This window comes from Sutcliffiella sp. NC1, assembly GCF_027594365.1.
Classification (GTDB): domain Bacteria; phylum Bacillota; class Bacilli; order Bacillales; family Bacillaceae_I; genus Sutcliffiella; species Sutcliffiella cohnii.
The window spans coordinates 825,888-843,514 of sequence record NZ_CP115153.1; the positions used below are offsets into that span (position 1 = coordinate 825,888).

At 35.7% G+C, this 17,627-nt stretch carries 16 protein-coding genes; 10 read left to right on the top strand and 6 right to left on the bottom strand.

Annotation, left to right across the window (positions count from 1 at the left end; all coding sequences use genetic code 11):
- Positions 1–2: 2 nt before the first annotated feature.
- The 3 genes from O1A01_RS04140 to O1A01_RS04150 form a co-directional block, all read right to left on the bottom strand.
- Positions 3–545: an NADPH-dependent FMN reductase family protein gene (locus O1A01_RS04140; RefSeq protein WP_066414934.1), complete on the bottom strand. Its 543-nt coding sequence runs from the start codon at positions 543–545 to the stop codon at positions 3–5.
- Positions 546–698: 153 nt separating this feature from the next.
- Complete coding sequence (ald, locus tag O1A01_RS04145) at positions 699–1,829, bottom strand: alanine dehydrogenase (protein WP_270065633.1); 1,131 nt, start codon at positions 1,827–1,829, stop codon at positions 699–701.
- A gap of 119 nt (positions 1,830–1,948) precedes the next feature.
- Positions 1,949–3,193 (bottom strand): PucR family transcriptional regulator, encoded by a 1,245-nt coding sequence (locus O1A01_RS04150; RefSeq protein WP_066414924.1) that lies wholly within the window; start codon positions 3,191–3,193, stop codon positions 1,949–1,951.
- A 207-nt stretch (positions 3,194–3,400) separates the two neighbouring features.
- On the opposite strand from O1A01_RS04150, the gene O1A01_RS04155 reads away from it, so the two are divergent.
- The 5 genes from O1A01_RS04155 (at position 3,401) to ybaK (ending at position 9,190) form a co-directional block, all read left to right on the top strand.
- Positions 3,401–3,976, top strand: a complete 576-nt coding sequence (locus tag O1A01_RS04155) for a TetR/AcrR family transcriptional regulator (RefSeq protein ID WP_066414923.1) — start codon at positions 3,401–3,403, stop codon at positions 3,974–3,976.
- 111 nt (positions 3,977–4,087) lie between these two features.
- Complete coding sequence (locus O1A01_RS04160; RefSeq protein ID WP_270065634.1) at positions 4,088–6,199, top strand: MMPL family transporter; 2,112 nt, start codon at positions 4,088–4,090, stop codon at positions 6,197–6,199.
- Between the two features lie 476 nt (positions 6,200–6,675).
- Positions 6,676–6,975 carry a DUF3817 domain-containing protein gene (locus O1A01_RS04165; RefSeq protein WP_270065635.1) on the top strand — a complete coding sequence of 100 codons (300 nt, stop codon included), beginning with the start codon at positions 6,676–6,678 and terminating at the stop codon, positions 6,973–6,975.
- Positions 6,976–7,163: 188 nt separating this feature from the next.
- Entirely contained in the window at positions 7,164–8,198 is a 1,035-nt protein-coding gene (locus tag O1A01_RS04170; RefSeq protein WP_270065636.1) for a serine hydrolase domain-containing protein, read from the top strand.
- 515 nt (positions 8,199–8,713) lie between these two features.
- On the top strand, positions 8,714–9,190 hold the full coding sequence (ybaK, locus tag O1A01_RS04175; protein WP_270066369.1) for a Cys-tRNA(Pro) deacylase: 477 nt from the start codon (positions 8,714–8,716) through the stop codon (positions 9,188–9,190).
- Positions 9,191–9,295: 105 nt separating this feature from the next.
- Here ybaK and O1A01_RS04180 read toward each other — a convergent pair whose 3' ends face one another.
- Together O1A01_RS04180 and O1A01_RS04185 are read right to left on the bottom strand one after the other, a co-directional pair.
- Positions 9,296–10,639 carry a DUF4179 domain-containing protein gene (locus tag O1A01_RS04180; RefSeq protein ID WP_270065637.1) on the bottom strand — a complete coding sequence of 448 codons (1,344 nt, stop codon included), beginning with the start codon at positions 10,637–10,639 and terminating at the stop codon, positions 9,296–9,298.
- Positions 10,614–11,147 (bottom strand): sigma-70 family RNA polymerase sigma factor, encoded by a 534-nt coding sequence (locus tag O1A01_RS04185; protein ID WP_270065638.1) that lies wholly within the window; start codon positions 11,145–11,147, stop codon positions 10,614–10,616. The genes O1A01_RS04180 and O1A01_RS04185 overlap by 26 nt, the downstream gene beginning before the upstream one ends.
- A gap of 220 nt (positions 11,148–11,367) precedes the next feature.
- Here O1A01_RS04185 and O1A01_RS04190 point away from each other — a divergent pair, with 220 nt between their 5' ends.
- Entirely contained in the window at positions 11,368–12,900 is a 1,533-nt protein-coding gene (locus tag O1A01_RS04190; RefSeq protein WP_270065639.1) for a Na+/H+ antiporter NhaC family protein, read from the top strand.
- A 22-nt stretch (positions 12,901–12,922) separates the two neighbouring features.
- Here the strand turns inward: O1A01_RS04190 and O1A01_RS04195 are convergent, their stop codons facing one another.
- Positions 12,923–13,630 carry a metallophosphoesterase family protein gene (locus tag O1A01_RS04195; RefSeq protein WP_270065640.1) on the bottom strand — a complete coding sequence of 236 codons (708 nt, stop codon included), beginning with the start codon at positions 13,628–13,630 and terminating at the stop codon, positions 12,923–12,925.
- A gap of 183 nt (positions 13,631–13,813) precedes the next feature.
- Here O1A01_RS04195 and O1A01_RS04200 point away from each other — a divergent pair, with 183 nt between their 5' ends.
- The 4 genes from O1A01_RS04200 to phnE (O1A01_RS04215) all read left to right on the top strand — a co-directional run bounded on the left by O1A01_RS04200 (position 13,814) and on the right by phnE (O1A01_RS04215) (position 17,421).
- Positions 13,814–14,917 carry a phosphate/phosphite/phosphonate ABC transporter substrate-binding protein gene (locus O1A01_RS04200; RefSeq protein ID WP_270065641.1) on the top strand — a complete coding sequence of 368 codons (1,104 nt, stop codon included), beginning with the start codon at positions 13,814–13,816 and terminating at the stop codon, positions 14,915–14,917.
- A 94-nt stretch (positions 14,918–15,011) separates the two neighbouring features.
- Positions 15,012–15,791 (top strand): phosphonate ABC transporter ATP-binding protein, encoded by a 780-nt coding sequence (phnC, locus tag O1A01_RS04205; protein WP_270065642.1) that lies wholly within the window; start codon positions 15,012–15,014, stop codon positions 15,789–15,791.
- Positions 15,781–16,596: a phosphonate ABC transporter, permease protein PhnE gene (phnE, locus tag O1A01_RS04210; protein WP_270066370.1), complete on the top strand. Its 816-nt coding sequence runs from the start codon at positions 15,781–15,783 to the stop codon at positions 16,594–16,596. Before phnC ends, phnE (O1A01_RS04210) begins: the two co-directional genes overlap by 11 nt.
- Before the next feature lie 18 nt (positions 16,597–16,614).
- Positions 16,615–17,421 (top strand): phosphonate ABC transporter, permease protein PhnE, encoded by an 807-nt coding sequence (gene phnE / locus O1A01_RS04215; protein ID WP_270065643.1) that lies wholly within the window; start codon positions 16,615–16,617, stop codon positions 17,419–17,421.
- The last annotated feature ends 206 nt before the right edge of the window (positions 17,422–17,627 follow it).

Consider the following 17,627-nt stretch of genomic DNA (forward strand, 5'->3'; position numbering starts at 1 on the left):
ACCTACCCGTGTAATTTCATCGCTGCTTCTGCAACAAGCTTACCATAATTGCGTGCAATTTCCATTTCTGCATCAGTCGGCTTATTGAGCGGTGCGTCTTTCGATTGTTCAACGGGAATTACTGCGACAGCTCCGTAAGGACAACCGTATTGAGCACGATCCGCATCATTCGGTCCGGTATTAGATACAACAATCATTCCATGGTGAAACATCGGTGTTTGTAATGCGCGACAAACGTTTTCTACTCCTCCATGTTGTGTTGTCGTCGTCGCAAAAACGCCCCCAACTTTCCCTTGGAATGCGCCAGTATACCAAATCCCGCCTAATTTCGAAAAGAACGCCGACATTTTTTCATTCGGTTCTCCGAACGTACCACCTGAACCCCAAATGATTGCAGCTGCTTCTTTTAATTCTTCTGGATCTACTTCGTCTACTGACTTATATATAACGTCTGCACCACTAACTTGTTTAGCTCCATCAGAAATGGCAGAACCTAAAACTTCTGTATGTCCATACATACTTGCATGTAATACGTAAACTTTCATTATGACAACTCCTTTATTAAAAAGTTTGTACTTTGTTATTATTCTTTATCATAAAGGTTTTAAACGTGTGTTTATTTTTTGGAAAATATCGTTCGAAGGGGTCAAATATAGATAGAAAAATCCCCCGTGTCTGAAACACGAGGGATAGAGGGATTATAATTTTGTTATTTCTCTTTCGAAAGCTTCATCAACTGGTACGTAATTATAACCTAAGTCTTTTGCAACTGCTTCATACGTGATCGAACCGTTTACAACGTTTACTCCAAGCTTTAAAGCATGGTTTTCTGCAATAGCCTTTTGCACGCCTTTGTTTGCAATTTGTAGAGCGTAATTCATTGTTGCATTTGTTAATGCAATTGTAGATGTTCTAGGAACAGCTCCAGGCATGTTTGCAACAGCGTAATGAACAACACCGTGTTTTACGTACGTTGGGTTGTCATGAGTTGTGATGTGGTCAGAAGTTGCGAAAATACCACCTTGGTCGATTGCGATATCAACGACAACAGATCCAGGGCTCATTGACTTAATCATTTCTTCTGAAACTAACTTCGGTGCTTTTGCTCCAGGAATTAAAACTGCTCCGATAACAAGATCAGATTCTTTTACTGCTTCTGCAATATTGAATGGGTTTGACATTAATGTTGTTACATCTGTACCAAATATATCATCTAATTGACGTAAACGCTCAGGGCTTAAATCGATAATTGTAACTTCCGCACCAAGTCCAACTGCCATTTTCGCAGCATTTGTACCAGCTACACCGCCACCAATAATCGTTACTTTTCCACGTTTAACACCAGGTACGCCTGATAGAAGGATACCTTTACCACCGTGTACTTTTTCTAAAAATTGTGCACCGATTTGTGCTGCCATTCTTCCAGCAACTTCACTCATTGGAGTAAGTAGTGGTAATGTACGATTTACTTCAACTGTTTCATATGCAATTGCTGTTACGCCATTCTTCGTTAGTGCCTCAGCCAATTCAGGCTCTGCTGCTAAATGAAGGTACGTGAATAAAATTAATCCTTCGCGGAAATAGTTGTATTCGGATGAAAGTGGTTCTTTTACTTTCATAACCATATCTGCAGACCAAGCTTCTGCTGCTGTTTCTACAATCTCCGCACCGGCATTTGTGTAATCTCCATCTGTAAAGCCGCTTCCCATCCCAGCTTCAGTTTCGATAATTACTTTATGTCCAGCCTTTACGAAAGCATCTACACCAGCTGGAGTAATTGCGACACGATTCTCATTGTTTTTAATTTCTTTAGGAACTCCGATTAACATGTTCCTGCCCCCTTTGTTTTCAATAATAGTATTATTATTATTAGCTTAAATTATAGAGTGTAGTTGACATTTTTTCATTGTATGAAATGAAGAATGAAAGCATTTTCATTTGTGATATTTTACAAATCCTTTCGTTTGCGTCGTAGCATTAAATCTACGTAAATGGACATTTTTTCGTTCACGTTTTTTAAATCTATTTCGGTAATTTCAACAATGCGTTTCATTCGATAATTTAACGTATTAATATGAACAAACAATTTTTTAGAAGCGTCGTTCATATTACTATCTTCGTTAATGAAAACTTCTAACGTTTTTAAAAAGTTTGTGTTGTTTACTTTATCATATTGTTCAAGCTTAAAAATGGCTGGGTGTTCGTACGAATCGGAGCGTTTTTCTTTCATAATCGCATCGAAATACCGAAACATACCAAGCTGATGATAGTGATATACATCTTCCAGTACTTCCGGATATTCATCTTTCATTTCTAGTACTTTTAATGCTTCCTGATAACTAGTTTCCACTCTTTCTAAGTCGGCATACACCGTTCCTGAACTTCCTTTAATTCCTTCTACCGAAAACCTATTTTTCATTTCGGCTATAAAAAAGGTAATAAATTCTCGAAAGTTTTTCTCATCCGGATAAGAAGGGTGAGGGGAAGCGATTAAAATAAGCTCATTTCGCATAACGACTAGAAAATGATTGGTGATTTTTTGACTTGTTGATATTAAATACGCGATATGGTCTTCCATTTGTCTTGAGATTTCTTGTTCAAACTGAAAGACAAGAACAGAAAATCGTTCAGGCATGGATATATTTAATTGATAAAACTTTTTACTAATTTCTTCTTGAGATTTATAATGCCCTGTTATGAGTTGCCAGAAAAAATCTTGGTAATCTTCTTCTTTTTTCTTTTTTTGTAAATGTAGTTTAATTAATAATGTTGTTGCAGCGCTCGCCGCATTTTTAAGTTGTAAAAATTGCTTATCGGATAGTTTATTTTTTTCTTCTACAATCCAAATGTAGCCTAATACTTTATTATTTTTTCGAATGGATACAGCAACACGATCACGTAAACCAATTTCTTTAATTTCAGGAATTCGGATTGGTTCGTCGGTTGCCATTAACTGAGGAATAATTCCTTCCTTCCAAAGCTTATTAATTACTTTTTCAGGAACACGTCGTTTAATAATGGTCGAGATTCGAGCTGGGTCGGTTTCGTCCTCGTGAGAGTTGTATGCTAATAAACGGTGATTAGCATCCTCTATCGTTACAGGGCATTGAAACGTATCGTTAATACTGTCAACAAGGTCCTCTAAACTTGTATACGTTCTTTTAAATGGGTCATTTTCAAATTTTTTCGTCATGAAATGGCTCCTTCATTTATTTCACATGAAAAATTACTTTATGATAATATGTAATGGACTTTGTATTTGTTTATTATGAGTTAAATTCAGTACTAACTGTAGATGTCCGCTACTGTGTTTCGTAAGTAACTGTAGCGAAAAGATACTTAATATTATTATATCAAAAAATAAAAGGTTAAAGATTAGATTTTTTGTGGAGGTGGGAAGATGGCGAGAGAGAAAAAGTTTTCAACGGAAGATTTGTTTCAAGCAACGAATCATTTACTTCTCCAACACGGATATGAAGGCTTTACGTTTAGTATTTTAGCAGATCATTTAAACGTGTCGAGAGGAGCGTTGTATAAATACTATGAAAATAAAGAAGAGCTTATCACCGATTTTATGTTGTATGAAATGAATCTTTTTCTCGTTGAATTAAGAGAAATCGATCATGTGGACGGGTTTGAGGAGCAGTTTGAATTTTTAATTCAGTTGATATTTAAAAACAAATCTATTCATAAACTGATAGAAATAGGTAGTAGTATCCCGACAAATGTAAGCGCGAAAGCAAAAGAGAATCGTGATAAATTAGATCTTCTCCATTTAGAAATGTACAAAAACCTCCAAGGGTTCATTGAATTAGGTAAAAAAGAAAGGATGTTAAAAGAAGATATTCCGAATGGTCTATTGCTTGGGATTATCTTTCAAAGTATTGCTATACCTAATCATTTTGGTGTTCCATATTCGATTTGGGTGGAGTCGATAAAAGAAATTTTAAGTCACGGAATGTTCAAGAAAAGATAATTGACACTAGTGTCACTAATAAACGATAATAGTTAAGTGGCATTAGTGTCTATTTTTATTTCCAAAGTGACACACTTGTCACTATAAACTTTTAGTATGAGGAGATACACTATGAAATTATTTTTACAAGCGATAACGGACCGTGTCTCAACGAAAAAAGGGATGTGGATTACATTAAGCCTTTGGTTAATTGTGACCGCGGTTTTAACTGTGTTTGCACCTAGTGTAAAAGAGTATCAAGTTTCAAGTATTGATGCCCTACCTAGTGATGCTAAAGCAGTAATAGCTCAAAGTAAAGTGGATCAATATTTTTCAGATAGTGACGGAGTTCCAGCTATCTTAGTTTTTGAATCACAATCTGGCACTATCGAGTTAACAAATTTAGTTAGTGCAGTTAGTGCAATCGAGGACGAAGGCATCGAAGGCTTGGCACAAGTAATTCCGTTAGCAGCGCTTCCACCTCAAGCTGTTGAGAGCTTTTTCTCCGAAGATGGAACAACTGCTATCGTTCCAGTTACATTGGATGGAAGCTTAGAATCAAAAGAGATTAAAGCTGTAAATGAACAAATATATGAAGTGGTTGAAAGCACAACAAATCTTAATTTGTATATAACTGGTCCAGCAGGTATTGCTGCAGACACGCTTGATTTATTTTCAAGAGCGGACTTAGTTTTAATTTTCTCTACAGTTGGATTAATACTAGTATTACTAATTATCATTTATCGCTCACCATTATTAGCGTTAATTCCTTTATTAGCGGCGGGTATCGTACATGAAGTTGTAATGAAATCACTCGGTATTTTAGGAAGTACAGGTGTATTAATTAGTCAGCAAACCGTGTCGATTATGTTGATATTATTATTTGCAGCTGTCATTGATTACTCGTTATTCGTGTTCTCACGTTTCCGTGAAGAATTGAAAGATCACGAGGACAAATTCACTGCAATGAGAAGTGCTATGAGAGAAACGGGAATGCCAGTCTTTTTCTCTGGAGGTACCGTATTAGCTGCAATGCTCGTATTGTTTGTCGCTCAATCTGGAGATTACCGCAACTTTGCACCAACATTTGCAACAGCACTTGTTGTTATCATTTTAGCTTCCGTAACGTTAGTACCAGCCCTATTCGCACTATTCGGTCGTAAATCATTCTGGCCGAAAGTACCGAAAGTGGGAGAAGCAAAGGTTAAAACGAACTCTGTTTGGAGTCGTGTTGGGCGTTTCGTCGTTAGAAAGCCAGGGCTCGCGGTAGGTGTTGTTGTTATTTTCTTAATTATCTCATCGTTAAATATGTTCAATTTAAAATATGAATTTGATACGATGAAATCTTTCCCTGAAGACATGCCATCACGTTATGGTTATGAATTGTTAGAAGAGAAGTTCGCACCAGGGGACTTAGCTCCTTCAACTGTTTTATTGGAAGGTACGGATGTGTTAACTCCTGAACAACAGGAAGAGTTAAGAGTAAGATTATCCGAACAATCGTTAGTAGATAATGTTCGGGTGAATGGTGTTGCTGAAGATGGTAAAGTCGTAAGCTACAGTGTTACATTTGCAGAAAGCCCTTATTCTGTTGAGTCCATTGATGCGATGGAAACAATGATGAATGAAGAAGCAGCATTAATAGGGAACTTAGACGGAAATTTGTACTTTGCTGGAGAAACAGCGAAACAAGTGGATAACCGTGATTATAATAATCGTGATACGATCCTTATCGTTATATTAGAAACGATATTAATCTTTTTAATGTTAATTGTGTTAACGAAGTCTGTGAAAATGCCAATATACATGATGGGAACTATATTAGTTTCATTCCTTGCTGCTTTAGGAATTGGAATGTTCTTAACGGAGTTGCTCTTCGGCATTGATACAATCAGCAACAGAGTACCGCTATATGCATTCGTCTTCCTCGTAGCATTAGGAATTGACTATAACATTATGTTAGTGTCACGATTCCAAGAGGAACGGAAAAAGCACTCTGTGAAAAAGGCAGTAGAAATTGCGGTAGCGAACACTGGAGGCGTTATTTCATCTGCAGGCTTAATACTAGCCGCAACATTCGCAGTTTTAATGACGCAACCAATTGAGTTATTGTTCGTGTTCGGATTTATCGTTGCTGTCGGAATATTAATTGATACGTTCATTATAAGAGGATTTTTACTACCTGGCTTACTAGTATTATTTGAGAAAGATGATAAAGCAGTAGTTAGCGAGAAGAATAATTAAATTATAGTTTCGCACTCGTTTTTATCGCGGTTGGGCGGTAGGAGCGGGTGTTTTTTGTAGAGTGGAGGGCTGGGAATGTGGGGTGGTCCATTTTCGCAAGTAGGAGGGATTCGCAAATGTGGTTACCGCAAATAAAAATGAGGTTATCGCAAATAAAAAGGGCGTATCGCAAATAAAAAGTGGTAAACGCAAATAAAAAGATGGTATCGCAAATAAAAAGGTGGTTACCGCAAATAAAAGGATAGTTATAGCAAATAAAAAGAGGGGTACCGCAAATAAAAGGTTCAGAAACTAGAATTTGTGCTCCAAAAGATTGATCTGAGGATAAGCCCAAGTATAACGGCCAAGTTGTTATACAGTAACGGGGGCATGTTGTCCAACCTTCCCCAAATACCCCTATGAATACAAACATATGTAGACTTCTTGTCTCATAGATTGGTAAAATAAGATAAATAAACAAGAAGGATGATACATATATGCCAAAAACTCCAATTGATCAATTTCGTATTATCGGATTTATTGAAGGCGCTTCCTTAATTGTTCTGTTGTTCATTGCCATGCCTTTAAAATACGCAGCGAACATTCCAGAAGCAGTCACATTCGTTGGTTCGCTACACGGATTTCTCTTCATTTTGTATCTATTTATCATCGGGTACACAACACTTAAAGTTCGTTGGTCGTTTAAATGGATCGTTAGTGCAGTTGCAGTAGCCTTCATTCCATTCGGAAACTTTTTACTAGATATGTTTTTAAAGAAATCACAATATGTAAACTAACAAAGGGCCTACCTCAAAGTAATACTTCACTTTTTGGGGAGGCTTTTTTATATGTTGAAAAAATATTTCCAAAAAGGACAATTTAATGGGCTAATAATTAATTATTTTTTCAATAAAAACTCTAATTTTAGAAGCCTACAATATTATTATAGTCTTACATTTTAATCATTTTTGAAAGGGGTAAGAATTTGAAAAAGTTAATAATTCTAATACCAATTTTATTAACAGCGATTTTATTAATATTTTTATATAGCGGGCAAGCAGAAAAGGTCATAACCTACCCCGACGGAAAATGGGAAGTGTCAACTACCCATACATTTGACGAGAAAAGAAGAGAAGGTTTGTATCACGCCCTAGAAAAACGACCGCAAATCCACACAATGTTAATTATAAAAGATGGAAAAATCATAGAAGATTACGGAATAGGAATAGATAACAATAATACAATTAAAGAAATTAACTCAGCTACTAAAAGTATTATGTCGATGTTAATTGGAGAAGGACATATAGAAAGTGTCCATCAAAGTATAGAAGATTTCATACCGGAGATAAAAGAGAAGGATACGTATGAAGACTTAAAAAAAATAACAATAAGAGACTTACTAACGATGAGGTCAGGGATAAAATGGGGAACGGGAAATGAGGAAATGACTGGCGCTGTATCAGACCCTATTGACTATTTCATTAGCCAACCTATAGATAGAGAACCAGATCGTATCTTTGTCTATAATACAGGTGGTTCGGACCTATTGTCTGTCATTATAGAAAGAGCTACAGGAAAACCAACGCCAAACTATGCGGAGGAAAAGCTTTTTAACCCTCTTAAAATCGAAAAATATACATGGAATCAATTCAATGGAGGTTTTTACCGAGGTGGAAGAGGAATAGCCCTTTCCCCATATGAAATGGCGAAAATAGGCTACTTAATGTTGCAAGATGGTATATGGGATGGGGAAAGGATTATACCAGAAGGATGGGTCGAAGAAAGTACAGCAAAATATTCAAACGGAGACTACTTTTTAGCAAAGGGATACGGGTATCAATGGGTAATTGGAAGCCATGGAAGGGAGGATTATTATTTTGCTGCTGGCGCATTAGGTCAATATATTTTTGTAATTCCTAGTAACAATTTAGTGGTAGTTTTTACAGGAAGGTTTCCAGATGAGGAATACCCAGTACATTATGCGTTATTAAGAAATTATATTATCGACTACATAAATTAAAACCATACCGATATCTAAAATAGAACGAAAGGAATCTAACATGAAAAAAATTCTTACCGTAATTGTGATTTTAGTAACCGCAACTCTATTAATCTATTTCAACCAAGGACAAGCAGATAAATTCATAACCTACCCCCGGTGAATGGGAAGTTTCTACTTCGCATACCTTTGATGAAGTAAGAAGAGAAGGTTTACTTCAGGTTTTAGACTTCCGTTCCATTCTTTAAATCGTTCAGGGCAAAATTCATGTGGCATTTTCCACAAGGATGTATTATGATTCGCCGACATATCCAGTAAAACGAGCATTCCTTCTTTAAATTTACTAAGCTTTTTTCTAAACTTGGATCATGTGGAATTTGTTCGTTTTGCGCCATTGTATAACTCTCCTTAAACATTTCTACTAATAGTATGAGATGTGCGTATTCATTTTAACCAAAAATACCCAAGAAGGATGATGCAAAGAGCAAAAGATATTGCTAATATATATAAAAAAGAATGAAATGGGGATGCGTGAATTGAAAGTTAGTAAAACGAATGCAATGAGATTACTTGATTCAAAAAAAATTCCCTACGAGCTTATAACATATGAAAGTAAAGACGGTAAAATTGACGGGGTTTCCGTTGCAGAGAAAATCGGTAAAGATGTTAGAAGTGTGTATAAAACACTTGTCGCTCAAGGAAATAGTAAAAATATATACGTATTTATTATCCCGGTTAATGACGAACTAGATCTTAAAAAGGGTGCAAAGGCAGTAAACGAAAAAAAGATTGAAATGATCCCGGTAAAGGATATTCAAAAATGGACGGGATATATTCGTGGTGGCTGTTCGCCAATTGGAATGAAAAAAGCGTATTCAACGGTAATGGATGAAAGTGCAACAAATCTTGAAACAATTGTTGTTAGTGGTGGGAAGATTGGGGTACAGTTAGAGCTTACTGTTCAGGACTTACAAAAAATAACTCGAGCTAGTTCTATTGATATTACGAAGTGAAAATAAACTTCTGTTGCTGTTTTGTCTACAAAAGTGAACCTAACAGTAACTAAAGAAAGAATAACTAAAAAAATCTGACCGTTCAAAACGGCCAGATTGTGCAAATCACTTTAAGGTTATTTCAATTGCTAAATCTTTGTAAAAATTGTAGGTTCCATCATACATTAAAAGATGTACTGAATCTTTACTATTTACTTTAGGGTACGTTACTTTTATATAATCATTTTCTATTTTATAAGATTTAGCCTCGAGTTCAATTGTTTTATCATTATTTACAATGATAGGGAAGATAGGAAATTCTTCTTCCATTTCATAGTATATAACAGTGCTATTTTTATTTTCTTCTATTTTTGCTACTTTTATCATTGAATCTAGTTGTAATACAGAACCGGTTTCAAATGGCGCAGTAATTTCATCCCACTTGTAGGCTTCTCCACTATAGGAAGGAACCTGTTTTCCGTTATATTGAACATAGTATGGAATAATTTTATATTTATAAATATTAATAGTTCTTGGAATCACCATTGCTTCGTTATACGGTATGTTATGTTTAACTATTTCATCTCTAAAATCAGACCCACTTGATACAACCCTTTCTAAATGCATTTCATCGTCTTCTCCTATTGCAACTACAACGAAACGATGTTGACTAAGTCCTGAAAAAAGATTTCTTGTAAAGTTAAACTTAGTAGTCGCATCGACTAATAGCCTTGTAGGAGACAGTTCAGCTTGGTTAATTGTAAATTCATTACCGAATAGATCCTTCTTGGTTAAATTAATATTCTTTACTATATGCTCATCATTTTTTACTATAGGAAATTGAAAAGTCCAGTTTCCCTCAATGTCATCAATATGAGTTATTTGGATTTTTATTTCACTTTCAGAGGGGAATATTGACGTATCATAATGGAGTGGAAAAATACCACCTTTATAAAATAAGTCACTTTTTACTAATCCTCCAAAAGTATGATGTCCAATTAAGTCCCCATTTATAAAATAATCCCACTTTATGGAGGTTTCAATATCTCCACGTGAAAGGTCTAATCCATCTATACGATAGGAAACAGCCATCTGATTGTTATCTAAATATGCTTCTTCAAAAAATACTCTAATTCCTTGGTCTTCCGCTACAAGTGAAATATTATTTACTTTCCCTTCTTCAACCATCCGTTTCAATGCATCATCACCAACTTGATAAATGATACTTTTTTCAAGTACATCAGATTGTTTCCCGACTTCATTTTGATAAAACGAAGTAAACAACAACGCCCCAATCGCTAAAATAAATATCGACGCAATAGATGCAAATATATTTTGTCTCCTATTAAATGCTCGGTTGTTTTGTTTTTTTGCTATTTGTAATGAGCGATTAACCGTTTCTTCTAATTTAGCACTAGGTACGTCAACACTATCTACCATACTTTTAATATTCCGTTCCATTTGATCCATATGTTTCCCCTCCGTTTTCTAATTTTTCTTTCACTTTTGTTAGAGCGCGGTGAAGTTGTGATTTGATTGTTCCTTCTGGTTTTTCTAACATATGAGCAATTTCTGGTATTGAATAGCCGGAGTAAAACCGTAGTAATAGTAATGTTTTTTGTTCCGGCTTTAATTGATCAAATACTTGCTCCATATCCATCGAAATTATTGATTGGTTTTCGTGGCTTCGTTCTGGAGTTAGCCACTCCTGATCTAAATAAATGACGTTTTTTGATTTTCTAATATGGTCAATAGCAGAATTTATGACAATACGAGTAATCCAAGTAGAGAAGTACTTCTTTTCTTTCAACTTGTGAAAAGATTTATAGCCTTTAATAATCGCATCTTGAACGATATCTAGCGCATCTTGTTCATTTTTCACATAGGAATATGCAATTTTATAGAGTTTTTCTTGCTCATTTTTTATTAAAACTTCAAAGGAATGTTCCTCTGTACGTTTAAAAAAGGATGTAAACACCGTAAATCCTCCCTTCCCTAAATTTCCATTTTACTATAAAAACATTAATAAAGACCGTCTTGATTGAATGTTTCTACTTATTAGACCAAACAAAACTTGTAACCGTTCCAATTAAAAATATAAAAATATTTTTTAAAAAACTATTGAATTAATATGCGTAATGTTGCATAATTAATCAAGTTCATAATTATATAAAAAATAACAACAGGAGGAACATAAAATGGAGCATATCGGTTGGTTGTCGTTAATACCACCAGTGTTAGCGATTATTATTGCAATCATGACAAAAAATGTCATTATATCATTATTTTTCGGTACTTTCTCAGGGGTTTTAATATTAAGTAGTTGGGCGCCATTAACGGCAACGAAAACAATAATAGGTGAATATTTATTCGTCCAACTAACAGATAGTTATAATGCAGGAGTGCTAGTGTTGTTAGTATTTATCGGAGGATTCGTTGCGTTAATGGAGCGTTCCGGTGGGGCTGCAGCATTTGCGGACAAGGTTATTCATTTCCTTAACACGAAAGTGAAAACACAGTTAGCTGCATGGTTTGGTGGAATCATTATTTTCTTCTCGGATTTAGGGACACCATTATTAAATGGACCTATTTTTGAAAAAGTTTTTGATAAAGCAAAACTTTCTAGAGAAAAATTAGCGTGGATTATTGATTCAACAGCGTCACCAGTAGCAGTTCTTATCCCGTTTATCGGCTGGGGCGTTTACATTATGGGACTTATTCAAAAAGAATTTGAAGCGTTAAGTCTTGCAGAATCAGATTGGGATGCGTTTGTTGCGGCAATTCCGTATCAATTTTACCCAATTCTTACATTATTAATGGTGCCGCTTGTTGCGTTTACGAAATTAGATTTTGGAGCGATGGCAAAGGCGGAGAAAAGGGTTCAAGAAACAGGTGCGCTATATTGGCCTGAATCTAAACCGCTACGTAAGTCAGAAACGATGCAAGAAATCTCAGCAACAAAAAGTAAAGCGAGCTTAATTTGGTTACCATTATTAACATTACTCGTTACGTTATTTGGAATTTTAATTTCTTTAGGCTTCCCGTTTGAAAGAATTGGCGGAAGTGATTTCCGCGTTGCCTTAACGACTGCGTATTTGTTTGCTGCTATTCTATTAATTATTATGATGGTTTACTTTAAAGTGAAAAAACTAGGTGAAGCATTAGAAATTTACATGTCTGGTATGCAACGAATGATGAACGTAGCCATTACACTAGTACTAGCTTGGGCGTTAGGTACCGTTATTAAAAATGCGGGAACGGCTAACTATATCGTTGAAATCATGGATGGTAATGTACCAGCATACTTAATTCCTGTTATTTTATTTATTGCAGGAGCGGCTATGTCATTTGCAACAGGTAGTTCATGGGGGACGTTTGCAATTATGATGCCACTAGCGATTCCGATGGCATTCCATTTCGATGCATCAATTTATATTGCAATTGGAGCCGTTTTATCAGGAGGATTATTCGGAGACCATTGTTCACCAATCTCTGATACTACGATTTTAGCTTCGACTGGTGCTGGGTGTGACCATATTGACCACGTGAAAACGCAATTACCGTATGCATTATTAAACGGTGGAGCGGCAATGGTTGCCTATTTAGTAGCAGGACTAACTGGAAACGTAATGTCACTTCTATTAGCAATTGTATTAATGGTAATAACAGTAGTACTACTCGCAAGAAGACAAAAGGGGTTAAATATAGACACGAAAAACCTTTCCTCGTAATGGGGAAAGGTTTTTTTTATACTCAGTCTACATACATAACTTTTGAACTACTCACTTCTAAACAATATAATCTCCCACCGTACGCACAACCACCATCTATTCCAATAATCTTGTTTCGACCAAAATATACGTCTTCACTTTTATGTAAATGTTTTACCGGTGTATGACCAAAAACGACTGTTTTTTCGCCGTTATAGCCTTGATGGAATTCTTCACGAATCCACACTAACGTTTGAAGATCCGTTTCTTCAACCGGACTTGTCGGATGAACTCCGGCATGAACAAAAATATGCGTATCCGTCTCATAGTAGTGGTGAAGCTGTTGAAGAAATTCAATGTGTTCGCGTATTTCGTCATTCATTTGAAGAGGTTCAGGCATTTCTTCTGTCGTATACCAATACTTCGCATCATCTTTTTCAATGTTATACCCGTAATTTTGCAGTGTCTTTATTCCACCGTTATAAAACCATCTTTTTACGTTCATAGGATCATCCGTCAAAAAGGCATCTACCATCATTTTATCGTGATTCCCAATTAGCGCTATTGCACCATCATCCTCTACTAATCTTTGAACCGAATTTAATACATCTCTAGAATTTGGTCCACGATCAATATAATCTCCTAATAACAGCAATTGATCCTTATCATTACGAAAGTCTACTAGGTGTAAAAGTTTTTCAAATTTCTCTATATCTCCATGAATATCACTAATAGCAAGCATTCTCTTCAAAAATCTCCACATCCCTTTTATGCGAGTAATTCCTTATATTTTAGCATAATGTTAGATATTTAATTTACATAAGATAGAAAATTCTTAACGGCTCCTTTACATACTTTCATCTCCAGTTAATCGCTAATTTACATCTATAACCTAATATGGAATATGAATCTATTAAAAGAAGGAGGCATACTAATGCCGAAAAAAATATCACTATTACTACTATTTCTATTATTTGCAGTAGTTTTAGCTGCATGTAGTTCTAATAATGGTAATACAAACTCAGCAACACCAGCTTCAGGACAGGGAACAAATTCAAACAATGAACAAAAAGATGATGCAACGGAAGATAATAAATCTATTGTCGTAGACAAATTATCGATCGGGTTTGTACCTTCAAGAGATCCTGATGAAATCATTACAGCGACAGAACCTTTAAAACAATTATTAGCAGAAGAACTAGCTGGACTAGGCTATGAAGTAAATGAAGTAGACATTACTGTTGGGACAAACTATGAAGCGGTAGGAGAAGCATTATCAGCAGGAACGGCAGATATCGGGTTAATTCCTGGTGGTACATACGTTTTATACGATGACGGTGCAGAAGTTATTTTAACGGCAACACGTGCTGGTTTAAATCATGACTCTGATGCGGCAAAAGATTGGAATGACAATAAACCAACAACTAGTGCAGATGTTCAAGCAACAGCTTATCGTTCTTTAATCATCGCTGGTCCATCTGAAAAGGGCCAAGCGCTAGCGGCTAAAGTGAACAGCGGCGAAGAGCTTACTTATGACGATGTGAATAGTGCATCTTGGGCTGTAATGTCATCCTCTTCACCAGCTGGCTATATTTATCCTGCGTTATGGTTAAGAGAACATTTTGATAAAACAATAACAGACCTAGATAGTGTAGTACAAGTTGATTCATATGGTAGTGCTTTTGCACGATTAGCTGCAGGTCAAATTGATATTTTAGTAACGTATGCAGATGCAAGAAGAGATAACGAAGAATCATGGACTACTGATTTTGAACGTTCTGAATCGATTTGGGATGAAACGAACGTTATTGGGGTAACACCTGGAATATACAATGATACTATTAGCGTTAGTAAAAATTCACCAATTATGGACGATGCATTAAAAGCAGCATTACAACAAGCATTTATGAATATAGCGCAAACAACAGAAGGAAAAGAAGTCATTTCCATTTACAACCATGAAGGTTACAAAATTGCAACTTCGTCTGATTACGATAACGAAAGAGAAGCACAGAAATTGTTACGAAATTTAAACTAATAAATAGTGAAAATGAGAACATTCCTTAATGTTCTCATTTTTCAAAGTTTGAAAAGATTTAGTGGGAATGAGCGAATAGATTGGGGTATTTACAATGATTGAATTTAAAAACGTAGAAAAATCGTACAGCAATGGAGTAAAAGCACTACATAATATTAATGTATCGATTAAACAAGGCGAATTTGTAGCAGTAATTGGACTATCTGGAGCAGGGAAGTCGACTTTTATTCGCTGTATAAATCGAATGCATGACATATCGAGTGGGAAAATAAAGGTCAATGATGTAAACGTTGCTTCTTTAAAAGGGAAAGATGTCCGGCTTTTTCGAAGACGGATAGGGATGATTTTTCAATCTTTTAACTTAGTAACGAGAACCACTGTATTGAAAAATGTGCTCGTTTCCTTCGTTCCAGTATTACCTTTTTGGAGAAAATTGTTCGGTATTTTTACGAAGCAGCAAAAAATAGCTGCCTTATCCTCCCTTGATAAAGTCGGAATTTTAGACAAGGCGTATGTACGTGTCGATCAGCTTTCAGGTGGACAACAGCAGCGAGTAGCGTTAGCAAGAACACTTGCGCAAAATCCAGATATTATTTTAGCAGATGAACCAATTGCGTCATTAGATCCAGTAACAGCAAAACAAGTGATGGACGATTTTAAAAAAATTAATGAAGAAATGAATATTACCGTTATTATGAATATCCATCATGTTGAAATGGGATTGCAGTATGCTAATCGGGTAATAGGGATCCGAAATGGCGAAGTAATATACGATGGAAAATCAAAGTTTGTTACACAAGAAGTTTTAGATGATATATATGGGAAGGTACATATAGTAGACGAACAGGGGGAACGATTTGAGCATGTTCAATAAATTAGTTCCCGAGAAAAGGATGGTTCTCCCAAACGGAAAAGTAGTGGTGGAAAAAAGGTCCTATACACCGCTAATTGTATTAGTATTACTTTTAGCTACGTATGCTTCTATCCAATTTACCGGTTTTGAATTTCAAGTATTAAGGACTCGTTGGAACGAATTTTTTGTTATCGTGGGACAAATGATTCCTCCAAATTGGGACTACTTTCCCCATTTATCCAAACCGTTACTAGACACTATAAAAATGAGTTTGCTTGGTTCCATTTTAGGAGCAATGACAGCTATTCCTGTAGCGGTTTTGTCCTCATCCAACATTATTAAATTTAAGCCAGTTGTAATATTTACGAAATTTACTCTCAGTGTACTCAGAACGCTGCCAACGTTAGTAACTGCTTTAATTGCAACTTTTATTTTTGGGTTAGGGACAGTTGCTGGAACAGTAGCAATCTTTCTATTTACGGTTGCCTATGTTGGAAAATTAACATATGAACAAATTGAAACAGCTGATATGAAGGCGTTTGAGGCGATGGAATCACTTGGATTAACTAGAATTCAAGCATTTCGTTTCGCTATCATGCCGCAAATATTACCAAACTACTTATCTACTTCGTTGTTTTGCTTTGAAGGAAATGTGCGCTATGCAGCGATTTTAGGTTATGTAGGTGCAGGTGGAATTGGTCTTTTATTAAATGAGAGTTTAGGCTGGCGTGATTACTCAAGTGTTGGAATGATTTTGCTGTTGCTGGCTGTGACGGTTTTGATCATTGAATCGATTAGTGAACATTTTAGGAAAAAGTTGATTTAAAGGAGTAGTATAAATTTCATGACTGCCATTGAAAAGCAGCTGTATGCTGCACCAAAAAATAAAAGTTATATGTTAACAATCACGATAATAGTCATTCTATTATTCCTGTGGTCAATGACAGCGATAAATTTACAAGCTGTTGATAAAAGCGGATTAATGATCGCATCAAATATATTGAAAGGAATAGTAAATCCAAATTTAGATTTGCTATTAAATGTGTCATCCAATAGTGTTTTATATTTACTAATAGAGACAATTGCAATTGCTTTTCTAGGTACAGTGATAGGAGCTATATTAGCAGTCCCGCTTGCGTTTTTGTCTGCATCTAATGTAGTACCTACTCCTATAGCTTATATTACTAGAATTATACTTATCATTATCCGAACGGTTCCAGCCCTCGTGTATGGATTGATGTTCATCCGAGTAACCGGGCCAGGGGCGTTTGCTGGTGTGTTAACGATTTCTTTCGTATCGATTGGAATGCTAGCCAAACTATATGTAGATGCAATTGAAAACCTAGATACGAGTGTGCTTGAATCAATGACGTCTATAGGGTGTACAACATTAGAAAAAATACGTTACGGAATTATTCCACAATTAACTTCTATTTTCTTATCGATTGTTGTATATCGATTTGATATGAACTTACGAGAAGCATCCATTTTAGGATTAGTAGGGGCAGGTGGAATTGGTGCGCCACTTATTTTTGCCATGAACTCCTATCGCTGGTCCGAAGTAGGATCCATACTAATTGGTCTTGTTATCCTCATATTACTAGTTGAATTATTTTCTAATAAAATACGGACGAAGCTAGTCCAAGGGTAAAGAAAAAGCGTTCTCTGTTAAAAAAGAGTGACGCTTTTTTGCTACGTTTTGAAATCTCCAATTCTAAAAATTTACAAACCATTAATTACTTTACATTTTCAAATATTACTTAACGAAACATTCAAACTACTTTTACGGCAGCTTCGTACTCGGTAGGTATAATGAATCATGTTAACTTAGGATGAAAATATTAGGGGGTTACATCT